Genomic DNA, 370 nt, shown 5'->3' on the forward strand with positions numbered 1-370 from the left:
GTTGCTGTCATAGGCGACGACGCCCGTGATCGCACCCCAGTCCTGCTTGTACTTCACGCCGCCGACGACATGCGGGACGTAGCTGTCGATCGTGCCGACAGAGCCTTCGCCTTCTTCGAGCGAGACCACGGCCGAAAAGCCGCTGCCGGCATCGAAGTAGTACTGGACGACGTTGGTGTCGAAATCGCCGTAGGGAACGATCGTATCCTGGATGACGGCGCCGGCGTAGCCGACGAACGTGTCAAAGGCCGATTCGTCCTTACCGACGCGAAGGCCACCGAGCTGGATCCAGGCGAATTTCACCGAGACATTCTTGCTGACGGCCGGATTGTCGACGGCGTCACCAGCACCATTCACGCCAGCGCCATTG

At 61.4% G+C, this 370-nt stretch carries 1 protein-coding gene; it reads right to left on the minus strand.

Going from position 1 to position 370, the window contains the following annotated elements:
- Positions 1-357, minus strand: a 357-nt coding sequence (locus EN852_RS36300) for a porin (protein WP_246694518.1), incomplete at its 3' end; no start/stop codon positions are given.
- Between the last annotated feature and the right edge of the window lie 13 nt (positions 358-370).

It is taken from the genome of Mesorhizobium sp. M2E.F.Ca.ET.209.01.1.1 (genome assembly GCF_004010375.2).
GTDB lineage: Bacteria > Pseudomonadota > Alphaproteobacteria > Rhizobiales > Rhizobiaceae > Mesorhizobium.